Annotated in this window: 8 protein-coding genes; all 8 read left to right on the forward strand. The window is 63.4% G+C overall.

Annotation, left to right across the window (positions count from 1 at the left end; translation table 11 throughout):
• Positions 1-105: 105 nt before the first annotated feature.
• The 8 genes from NCR38_RS13855 (at position 106) to NCR38_RS13890 (ending at position 10221) form a co-directional block, all read left to right on the forward strand.
• The gene (locus NCR38_RS13855) at positions 106-636 is read left to right on the forward strand and encodes a DUF5943 domain-containing protein (protein WP_061120796.1); all 531 of its coding nucleotides are present in this window, start codon (positions 106-108) and stop codon (positions 634-636) included.
• Positions 637-677: 41 nt separating this feature from the next.
• Entirely contained in the window at positions 678-2741 is a 2064-nt protein-coding gene (locus tag NCR38_RS13860; RefSeq protein ID WP_061120797.1) for an NADH:flavin oxidoreductase, read from the forward strand.
• Positions 2742-2755: 14 nt separating this feature from the next.
• Positions 2756-4666, forward strand: a complete 1911-nt coding sequence (locus tag NCR38_RS13865; RefSeq protein WP_061120798.1) for a (Fe-S)-binding protein — start codon at positions 2756-2758, stop codon at positions 4664-4666.
• A gap of 4 nt (positions 4667-4670) precedes the next feature.
• On the forward strand, positions 4671-5831 hold the full coding sequence (locus NCR38_RS13870; RefSeq protein WP_061120799.1) for an electron transfer flavoprotein subunit alpha/FixB family protein: 1161 nt from the start codon (positions 4671-4673) through the stop codon (positions 5829-5831).
• Positions 5828-6586 carry a drug:proton antiporter gene (locus NCR38_RS13875; protein WP_061120800.1) on the forward strand — a complete coding sequence of 253 codons (759 nt, stop codon included), beginning with the start codon at positions 5828-5830 and terminating at the stop codon, positions 6584-6586. The genes NCR38_RS13870 and NCR38_RS13875 overlap by 4 nt, the downstream gene beginning before the upstream one ends.
• Positions 6587-6682: 96 nt before the next feature.
• Positions 6683-7981 (forward strand): SRPBCC family protein, encoded by a 1299-nt coding sequence (locus tag NCR38_RS13880; RefSeq protein ID WP_061120801.1) that lies wholly within the window; start codon positions 6683-6685, stop codon positions 7979-7981.
• A 23-nt stretch (positions 7982-8004) separates the two neighbouring features.
• Positions 8005-9240: a hybrid-cluster NAD(P)-dependent oxidoreductase gene (locus NCR38_RS13885; RefSeq protein WP_061120802.1), complete on the forward strand. Its 1236-nt coding sequence runs from the start codon at positions 8005-8007 to the stop codon at positions 9238-9240.
• A gap of 126 nt (positions 9241-9366) precedes the next feature.
• Positions 9367-10221 (forward strand): glycine betaine ABC transporter substrate-binding protein, encoded by an 855-nt coding sequence (locus NCR38_RS13890; protein ID WP_061120803.1) that lies wholly within the window; start codon positions 9367-9369, stop codon positions 10219-10221.
• Positions 10222-10542 lie beyond the last annotated feature (321 nt).

The raw sequence follows: 10542 nt of genomic DNA on the forward strand, positions 1-10542 counted from the left end.
TGGAGCGAGTCGCGCATCAAGAAAGTGATGGGCGAAAACTGGATGCGCTTCTTCGGCGAAGTCTGGAACGTCTGATCACCAACGACAAATACAAGGAACCCTGCGATGCAACCTCAACTGCCTATCGACGTCGATCCGCAAACCGGCGTCTGGACCACCGATGCGCTGCCGATGCTCTACGTGCCGCGCCATTTCTTCACGAACAATCACGTCGCCGTCGAGGAAGCGCTCGGCCGCGATGCGTATGCGGAGATTCTGTACAAGGCCGGCTACAAGTCCGCGTATCACTGGTGCGATAAAGAAGCCGAGAAGCACGGCATCAGCGGCATGGCCGTGTTCGAGCACTACCTTAAGCGTTTGTCGCAGCGCGGCTGGGGCTTGTTCGACATCGTCGAAGCCGATCCGGCGACTTCGCATGCGCGCATCCATCTGCGTCACTCGTCGTTCGTGCTCCAGCAGCCGGGCAAGCAGGGCAAGCTCTGCTACATGTTCGCGGGCTGGTTCGCCGGCGCGATGGACTGGGTGAACGACACTGCGCCCGACAGCGCGAAGAAAGGCCCGCGCTCGAAGTCGATCGAGACGCAATGCGCCGCCGAGGGACACGATCATTGCGTGTTCGAAGTGTCGCCGCTGTAAGCGCCACGCACCGAAGCAAATCCATTCCGAGGTCGATCGCAATGCGTTACCCGAACCTTTTCAAGCCTCTCCAGCTCAACAAGCTCACGTTGCGCAACCGCATCGTCAGCACCGCGCATGCGGAGGTCTATGCCGAACCGGGCGGCCTGCCCGGCGACCGCTATATCCGCTACTACGAGGAGAAAGCGAAGGGCGGCGTCGGCCTCGCCGTGTGCGGCGGTTCGAGTCCGGTTTCGATCGACAGCCCGCAAGGCTGGTGGAAGTCGGTGAACCTCGCGACCGACAAGGTCATCGATCCGCTCGCGCGTCTTGCCGAAGCGATGCATCGTCATGGCGCGTTCATCATGATCCAGGCGACGCACATGGGCCGCCGTTCCGCCTGGCACGGCGAGCACTGGCCGCATCTGATGTCGCCATCTGGCGTGCGCGAGCCGGTGCATCGCGGCAACGCGAAGATCATCGAAGTGGAAGAGATCAAGCGCATCATCGCCGACTTCGCCGCGGCCGCCAAGCGCGTGAAGGATGCGGGGATGGACGGCATCGAGATCTCCGCGGCGCACCAGCATCTGATCGATCAGTTCTGGAGCCCGCGCACCAACTTTCGTACCGACGAATGGGGCGGCTCTCTGGAGAACCGCTTGCGCTTCGGCACCGAAGTATTGAAAGCCGTACGTGAAGCAGTGGGCGCGGACTTCTGCGTCGGCCTGCGCATGTGCGGCGACGAGTTCCATGAAGACGGGCTTTCTCACGAGAACCTGAAAGAGATCGCGCAGGCGATGTCCGAAAGCGGCCTCATCGATTACGTTGGCGTAATCGGCTCAGGCGCGGATACGCACAACACGCTCGCCAACTGCATGCCGCCGATGGCGCTGCCGCCCGAGCCGTTCGTCCATCTCGCGGCGGGCATCAAGTCGGTCGTGAAGCTGCCGATCATGCATGCGCAGAGCATTCGTGACGCGGGTCAGGCCGAGCGCCTCCTCGCGAACGGCATGGTCGATCTCGTCGGCATGACGCGGGCGCAGATCGCCGATCCGCACATGGTCATCAAGATTCGCGATGGCCGCGAGGACGAAATCAAGCAGTGCGTCGGCGCGAACTATTGCATCGACCGTCAGTACAACGGCCTCGACGTGCTGTGCGTGCAGAACGCGGCGACCTCGCGTGAGGCGACGATGCCGCATGTCATCGAAAAGACGCGCGGGCCGAAGCGCAAGGTCGTCGTGGTCGGCGCGGGCCCCGCGGGCCTGGAAGCGGCGCGCGTCGCGCGTTCGCGCGGCCATGACGTCGTGCTGTTCGAAAAGAACGATTACGTCGGCGGTCAGATCATGCTCGCCGCAAAGGCGCCGCAGCGTGAGCAGATGGCCGGTATCGTGCGCTGGTTCGACATGGAGACGAAGCGTCTGGGCGTCGATCGCCGTCTCGGTGTCGCAGCCGACGACAAGATGATCATGGCCGAGAAGCCGGACATCGTCGTGCTCGCGACGGGCGGCTCGTCGTTCACGGGCCAGGTGCCCGCGTGGGGCGTCGAGCAAGGCCTCGCGGTCGGCTCGTGGGACATCCTCTCGGGCAAGGTCGAGCCGGGCAAGAACGTGCTCGTCTATGACGGCGTCTCGACGCATGCCGGCGCGGGCGTCGCGGACTTCATCGCGTCGAAGGGCAATAACGTCGAGATCGTCACACCGGACGTGAAGGTCGCCGACGACACCGGCGGCACCACGTTCCCGATTTTCTATCGACGCCTCTATGCGCAGGGCGTGATCCACACGCCGAACTACTGGCTCGACAAGGTGTACGACGAAGACGGCAAGAAGATCGCCGTCATCCGCAACGAGTACACGGAAGAGCAGGAAGAACGCGCGGTGGATCAGGTCGTGATCGAGAACGGCATCACGCCGAACGACGCGCTTTACTGGAAGCTCAAGCCCGAGTCGCTCAATCGCGGGCAAATCGATGTGCATACGTTGTTCGCATCGCAACCGCAGCCGTGCCTGAGCGAAGAACTCGGCAACGGGCGCTTCCTGCTGTTTCGCGTCGGCGACTGCATCTCGATGCACAACATCCACAGCGCGATCTACGATTCGCTGCGCCTCTGCAAAGACTTCTAACGAGGTATTCGACGATGAACCCCGTGTTTGTCATCACCGCGCTGCTGTGGCTTTCGGTGGCGGGCCTCGCGTTCGCCCTGCTCAAGCGCGCAGCGTATTGGCGCGAAGGGCGCGCGACGGCGGCCGGCGCGTACGGATGGGCGAATCTGCTCAACATCCCTAAGCGCTATTTCGTCGATCTGCATCATGTCGTGGCGCGCGACCCGTATATCGCGAAGACGCACGTGGCGACCGCGGGCGGCGCGATTGCCGCAATGGCGCTCGTCTTCATCAACTACGGCCTCGCGATCTACTCGCCGTGGCTCGACCGCGCGATCTTCCTCGCGGCGATCATCATGCTCGCCGGCGCGGTGTTCGTGTACCGGCGCCGTCATGCGAAGAACGTGCCCGCGCGCCTGTCGCATGGACCGTGGGACAGCCTGCCGCTTCTGCTCGGCTCGTTCGCGCTCGGCCTTGCGTTGTTCATGCTGCTGCCCGCATCGTGGATGTCCGGCGCGCTCGCGATCATCGTCGCGCTGCTGATCGCCGCGGGCGCATACACGATGACCTTCGGCGCGGCGCAGGGCGGCCCGATGAAGCACGCGATGGCGGGTCTGCTGCATCTCGCGTTCCATCCGCGTCAGGAGCGCTTCAGGGCGAACACGCACCAGGAAGTCGTGCCGCCGACCGCGCTGAAAAAGCCCGTGCTGGATGCGAAGGAATACGGCGTCGGCAAGCCGGTCGAGTTTCGCTGGAATCAGCTGTTGAGCTTCGATGCCTGCGTGCAATGCGGCAAGTGCGAAGCTGCGTGTCCCGCGTTCGCGTCGGGTCAGCCGCTCAATCCGAAGAAGCTGATTCAGGATCTGGTCGTGGGCATGGTCGGCGGCTCGGACTCGCAATACGCGGGCAGCCCGACGCCCGGCATTCCCGTCGGCAGGCACACGGGCGGTCCGGCCAGGCCGCTCATCTCGCAGATGATCGAAGCGGACACGATCTGGTCCTGCACGACGTGCCGCGCGTGCGTGCAGGAGTGCCCGATGCTGATCGAACACGTCGATGCGATCGTCGACATGCGGCGCAACCAGACGCTCGTCGAAGGCAGCGTGCCGGGCAAGGGGCCGATCACGCTCGCGAATCTGCGCGAGACGGGCAGTCAGAACGGCTACGACATCGGCGCACGCTATGACTGGTCGGTGGATCTGCAAGTGCAGGTCGCGCAACCGGGCCGTCCGGTGGATGTGCTGCTGATCGCGGGCGAAGGCGCGTTCGACATGCGCTATCAACGCACGCTGCGCGCACTGGCGAAGGTGATGAACAAGGCGGGCGTCGACTATGCGGTGCTCGGCGGCGCCGAAACGGATACCGGCGACACGGCGCGCCGTCTGGGCGACGAAGCCACGTTCCAGCAATGCGCGTCGAAACTGATGAACACGCTTTCGCAGTACCAGTTCCGCCGCATCGTCACGGCCGATCCGCACGTGCTGCACAGCCTGCGCAACGAATATCGCGCGCTCGGCGGCTATTACGAAGTGCAGCATCACACCGCGTTCATGGCCGAGCTCGTCGCGAGCGGCAAGCTCTCGCCGAAGGCCGCCGCCGTGCTCGCGGACAAGAAGATCACGTATCACGATCCGTGCTATCTCGGCCGCTACAACGGCGAAACGGAAGCGCCGCGCAAGCTCTTGAAGACCATCGGCATCAAGGTCGTCGAGATGGAACGTCACGGCATGCGCGCGCGCTGCTGCGGCGGTGGCGGCGGCGCGCCGCTGACCGATATCCCCGGCAAGCAGCGCATTCCCGATATCCGCATCGCCGATGCGAGATCGGTCAGCGCCGATGTGGTCGCGGTCGGTTGCCCGCAATGCACCGCGATGCTGGAAGGCGTGGTCGGTCCTCGTCCCGAAGTGCTCGACGTGGCGGAACTCGTCGCCGCAGCGCTGGAGTGAAGCCATGAACGACATCAAACGAATCGATCCGCGCCGGCCTTTCATCGTTACGGCCGCCGGGCTGAAGCGCATCACGCTCGGTGAAGTCGGCAACGGCGTCGTGCTGGATTTCACGCACGGCGGTCACAGGGAGGCGGTGAAACCGCGCCGCACGACGAAGCGCGCGACACGCTCGCTGCTCGTCGCGGCGCATACGGATCGCGGCGCGCTCGACGATCACGCGCGCCAGGCGCTCGCCGCCGCGGCCTTGCTCGCGGACGATCAGACCGACGTCGTGCTGATCGCGTTCGGCGAATTCAAGGACGATGCCGCGGCGCTGGGCGCGGATCGTTTCATCGAACTGCCCGCGTTCGACCGGCGCAACTACGCGCCCGATGAAGAAGTGCGGGCGTTGACGGCATGCGTCTCGGCTTTCGCACCGGCGCAGATCTTCATGCCCGACAACGCGACCGGCGACGGCGATCTCGGCCGCCGTTACGCCGCGCGCGCCGACGCGTCGATTGCAACGCACGTCGTCGAGCTCGATGCGGCGCATGCCGCGTCGTATGCGCATGCGGGGCGCGCGGTCGCATCGCGTGCATTGCCCGATGTGGTTCTGCTTGCAGCCAATGCCGTCGATGCGAAGCTGCCTTTCGTCGGCGCGGGCGAGGCGGTGAATCCGGAGGGTATCGTGCCGGCATCGAAAGCGAGCGCGTACGTCGATCTCGGCATCGAGGAAATGGACGCCGCGCAGGTCGCGCTGGAAGAAGCGGACTTCATCGTGTCGGCGGGCAACGGCGTGTCCGACATCGCCGCTTTCGAGGCACTTGCGGGCACGCTGGGCGCGGCGATCGGTGCGAGCCGCGTCGCCGTCGACGATGGCAAGTTCACGCGCGACAAGCAGATCGGCGCAACGGGCAAGACCGTGGAAGCGAGCGTGTATATTGCGTTCGGCATTTCGGGCGCCGTGCAGCACTTGCAGGGCATCAAGGATTGCCGTCACGTGATCGCCGTGAATCTCGATGCGAGCGCGCCGATTGCGAAGCGCGCGAACCTTACGATCGTCGCGGACACACAGGAAACGATCAAGGCGCTGACCGATGCCGCCGCCGCCGCGCGCGCCGCGCGTGCCAACGGCACATCGATCCTGCAGACCGCGCGCGTGGCCGAAGGAGTTGCAGCATGAAAATCGCCGTTCTGGTTTCCACCGGCCGCCATCCCGTCAGCGGCACGGCGCGCTACAGCCGCAACGATGCGGCCGCGTTGACGATCGCCATCGACATTGCCAAAGCGCAGCGCGCGCAACTCGACGTGCTGCACGCAGGCGATCCCGCGAATCCGGCGCTCGCCGAATATCTCGCGCTCGGCGCGCCGAAAGTCGAAGTGCTCAACACGCAAGGCGACGCGTGCGCCGCGCTCGGCGCGCGGCTCGCGGGTTATGACCTCGTGTTCACCGGCACGCGCGCCGAAGGCGCATTCGACAGCGGCACGCTGCCTTACAAGCTCGCGGATGCGCTGAACGTTCCGCTCGTCGGGGCGGCCGTCGATGTCAGCGTGACGCAGGAAGGCGTGGAAGTGCGCCAGTTCATGCCGAAGGGTTTGCGCCGCCGCGTGCGCACGACGCTGCCCGCGCTCGTCGCGGTGCATCCGCTCGCCAACGCCGCGCCGCGCTATGCGTATGCGCGCATGCGTGAAGGCCACGTCGCGCCGGTCGCCGCGAGCGCCCCCGCCGACAAGGAAGCTGCGGCATGGAACGTCGGCCCCATCACGGCGAAGCCGAAGAAGCTGGCCGCGCCCGAGAAGCGCTCGGGCCACGCGCGCATGCTCGGCGCGACGACGACCGAAAGCCGCGGCGGCAGCGTCGTAATTGAAGGGAGTTCCGTCGAAAAAGCACAAGTGATTCTGGCGTATTTGCGCGAGCATCAACTCGTCGATTACTGATTTTCAGCCCAGCCGGGCGACCCACACAAGAAAGCAGCAGCCCGCGTTCAAAGGTGTTTGGCGGGGCACCAGACGTGACGCAAAACGGAGCACACGATGAAAGTTTCGGCAGACGTTCGCGCTTTGATCGAACGCCGCAAAAAGGGCCACACGCTCGAGGCCCCGTTCTACACGAGCGAAGAAATCCACGCGCTCGACCTCGATGCCATTTTCCGCAAGACCTGGATTCAGGTCGCCGTAGAACCGGACATTCCCGAGCCGGGCGACTACACCACGATCGAGATCGGGCACGATTCGATCCTGATCGTGCGCGACGACGACATGGAGATCCGCGCCTTCTACAACGTGTGCCGCCATCGCGGCGCGCGCCTGTGCAATCAGGAGAAGGGCTCGCTCGGCAATATCGTGTGCCCGTATCACAGCTGGACTTACAACCTCTCCGGCGACCTGATGTTTGCCGAGCATATGGGCGACCAGTTCGACCGCTGCAAGCACAGCCTGAAGAAAGTGCACGTGCAGAATCTGGCCGGCCTCATTTTCATCTGCCTCGCCGACGATCCGCCCGCCGACTTTGCCGTGATGCGCGAAGCGATGGAGCCGTATCTTGCGCCGCATGGCCTGAAGGACTGCAAGATCGCGGCGAGCATCGACATCGTCGAGAAAGGCAACTGGAAGCTCACGATGGAAAACAATCGCGAGTGCTATCACTGCGTCGCGAACCATCCGGAACTGACCATTTCGCTCTATGAATATGGCTTCGGCTATCAGCGCTCGCCTGCCAACGAGGAAGGCATGGCGGCGTTCGAGAAGACCGTCGAAGAGCGCACGAAGCAATGGGAAGCGATGTGCCTGCCGTCCGCCGAAATCGAACGCCTCGCCGATCTCGTCACCGGCTTTCGCACGCAACGGCTGCCGCTCGACCGTGAAGGCGAATCGCAGACGCTCGACGCGAAGGTCGCATCGAAGAAGCTGCTCGGCGGTTTCGAGCGCGCGGACCTGGGCGGGCTGTCGTTCTGGACGCAGCCGAATTCATGGCATCACTTCATGAGCGATCACATCGTGACGTTCTGCGTGATTCCGCTTGCATCGGGTGAAACGCTCGTGCGCACGAAATGGCTCGTGCACAAGGATGCGCGCGAAGGCATCGATTACGACGTCGACAACCTCACGGCAGTGTGGCGCGCGACGAACGATCAGGACCGCACCCTCGTCGAGTATTCGCAGCTTGGCGTCGCCAGCAACGCGTACGAGCCGGGTCCGTATTCGCCGTTCACGGAAGGCCTCGTCGAGAAGTTTTGCGAGTGGTACATCGGACGTCTTGCCGATTACGCCGATACGCCGCAACACGGCGTCGATGCGTCGCACGGCGAGAAAGTCGTTTCCTTCATGCGCTAAAGCAGTCGTAGCAGGAGCAGAACATGATGCGCGATCAGGCTACGTTCGAGCCGACCGAAAGCCGCGTGACCCAGCCGAAATTCTGGGGAACGCTGCCCGTGCGCTGGGACTGCGACACCGACGAGACGCTCGTCTGCTGTCACGTCCGGCAGGAAACGCACGACGTCAAGAGCTTTTTCTTCAATGCGCCCGGCGAGCGCACGTTCGTATTCGAGCCGGGGCAATTCATCACGCTCGAACTCGATATCGACGGCGAGCAGATCAACCGCTGCTACACGATCTCGTCCGCGCCGACTCGCCCGCACACGATCTCCATCACGGTGAAGCGGGTGCCGGGCGGCAAGGTGTCGAATTGGCTGCACGATAACGTCGTCGCGGGCTCGACCGTGCGCGTGCTCGGGCCGTCGGGCGAATTCACGTGCGCGCGTCATCCGTCGCGCAAGTACCTGTTTCTGTCGGCGGGCTCGGGCATCACGCCGCTCATGTCGATGAGCCGCGCGCATCACGAGCTCGGCGACGATGCCGACATCGTGTTCGTGCACAGCGCGCGCACGCCCGACGACATCATCTTTGCGCGCGAGCTCGATCTGATCGCGTCGAATCACAAGAACTTCCGCACGTCCTTCGTATGCGAGCGTATCGGCGCGCGCACGAGCTGGCCGGGCGTGACGGGCTTTCTGAGCCTGCCGTTGCTCAAGCTGATCGCACCGGACTTTCTCGAGCGCGAAATCTTCACGTGCGGCCCTGCGCCATACATGAAGGCGGTGCGCGACCTGCTCGACGAAGGTGGTTTCGATCGCAAGCATTATCACGAGGAGAGCTTCTCGTTCGGTGTCGTCGAAGACGTCGCGGCGGAGCTGACGACTGCGCATGTCGCCGATGCGCTCGCGACGCAGACGGATTTCGTCGAAGCGCGTGAAGAAGCGGCCGGTTTCGAACCGGCGCCGATTGAACCGATCTCGACGATCGAGACGATCGAAGTCGCGCCAGTCGAAACGAGGTTCAAGGTGAGCTTCGCGAAGAGCCGGCGCGACATCGAATGCGGCAGCGGCGAACACGTGCTCGATGCCGCGAAGAAAGCGGGCGTGCGTCTGCCTTCTTCGTGCACGCAGGGCATGTGCGGCACCTGCAAGGTGAAGCTCGTGTCCGGCGAAGTGAGCATGAAGCACGCGGGCGGCATTCGTCAGCGCGAGATCGATCAGGGCATGGTGCTGCTGTGCTGCAGCAAGCCTTTGAGCGATCTCGTCGTCGATAAGTGAAGTCCTCGGACCCTGATCGGGGTGCGTCGTTTCTTGACAACTGAGTGTCGGAAAAGTGCGTTACGGGCCAATTCTGGCTGGTGATTCTGTTCGCTACACGGCGTGGGGCCGCAAAGGGGAAACCAAATGAAACCGATGAGAAGAATGCTCGTACTTGGGGCGATGACCGCTGCCCTGGCTTCGAGCTTTATGGCAAGCGCCGCGGATAAGCCGACGATCAAGATCGGTTACGTCGAGGGCTGGGACGATAGCGTTGCGACGTCGAATGTCGCGGCACGAGTCATCGAGAAGAAGCTGGGTTATCCGGTGCAGCTCGTGCCGGTGGCGGCGGGCGTGATGTGGCAGGGCGTCGCGCGCGGCGATCTGGATGCGACGCTTTCGGCGTGGCTACCGGTCACGCATGGCGCGTACTGGAACAACTTCAAGTCGAAGGTCGTGAATCTGGGGCCGAACTTTCAGGATGCGAAGATCGGTCTGATCGTGCCGGAGAATGTCGACGTCAACAGCCTGTCGGATCTCGAAGCGAAGAAGGCGGAATTCGATTCGCGCATCGTCGGCATCGACGCGGGCGCGGGCGTGATGCAGAAGACGAGCGAGGCCATCAAGGCCTACAACCTCGACTACAAGCTGCTGCCGAGCTCGGGTTCGGCGATGACGGCGGAACTGGCGCGTTCGGAAGCGGCCAACAAGCCGATCATCGTGACTGGCTGGAAGCCGCACTGGATGTTCGCCAAGTACAAGCTGAAATTCCTTGAAGATCCGAAGAAGGTTTTCGGCGATGCCGAGCACGTGGATAGCGTGGTCAATCCTGATCTCGAGAAGAAGGCGCCGCAGGTGGTGGCCTTTTTGAAGAAGTTTCAGTGGAAGCCAGGCGAGATCGATAGTGTGATGCTTGCTACGCAGAATGGTGAGAAACCGCAGGCGGCGGCTGATGCCTGGATCAGCGCGCATGGGGATCGGGTGGATAGCTGGACTAAGTGAGGTTTTTTTGCGTTGGGCAACGCTGGAGCGTCGTGGGTTTTATTTCCTGCGGCGCTTTTTTTTTCGCCGGATCCCGTTTTGTTATTGGTTTATTAGCGTTGCCCCTGTGCGGGGCGGCAGTCACTTTCTTTGCTGCTGCAAAGAAAGTAACCAAAGAAAGCAGCTCGATATGCCCGCGGTCACACGCAGTTTGGCCATGCTTGCCAGGCGATCGTGGGCTGCCTAAGTGTCGCCCTCAAAGGTCTGACCGGGCTTGGCTCGCGCACGGTCTGTCGCCTCGCGCCACACAACAAACTGGTTCAGCACCAAATGGCTCCGGCC

The sequence above is a fragment of the Caballeronia sp. INML1 genome (assembly GCF_023631085.1).
Taxonomy (GTDB): domain Bacteria; phylum Pseudomonadota; class Gammaproteobacteria; order Burkholderiales; family Burkholderiaceae; genus Caballeronia; species Caballeronia turbans.

Excerpts from the sequence above, each read along its gene's own strand:
- NCR38_RS13870 (WP_061120799.1), top strand. The coding sequence starts at position 4,671 with ATGAACGACATCAAACGAATCGATCCGCGCCGGCCTTTCATCGTTACG.
- NCR38_RS13875 (WP_061120800.1), top strand. The coding sequence starts at position 5,828 with ATGAAAATCGCCGTTCTGGTTTCCACCGGCCGCCATCCCGTCAGCGGC.
- NCR38_RS13890 (WP_061120803.1), top strand. The coding sequence starts at position 9,367 with ATGAAACCGATGAGAAGAATGCTCGTACTTGGGGCGATGACCGCTGCC.
- NCR38_RS13885 (WP_061120802.1), top strand. The coding sequence starts at position 8,005 with ATGATGCGCGATCAGGCTACGTTCGAGCCGACCGAAAGCCGCGTGACC.
- NCR38_RS13855 (WP_061120796.1), top strand. The coding sequence starts at position 106 with ATGCAACCTCAACTGCCTATCGACGTCGATCCGCAAACCGGCGTCTGG.
- NCR38_RS13880 (WP_061120801.1), top strand. The coding sequence starts at position 6,683 with ATGAAAGTTTCGGCAGACGTTCGCGCTTTGATCGAACGCCGCAAAAAG.
- NCR38_RS13860 (WP_061120797.1), top strand. The coding sequence starts at position 678 with ATGCGTTACCCGAACCTTTTCAAGCCTCTCCAGCTCAACAAGCTCACG.
- NCR38_RS13865 (WP_061120798.1), top strand. The coding sequence starts at position 2,756 with ATGAACCCCGTGTTTGTCATCACCGCGCTGCTGTGGCTTTCGGTGGCG.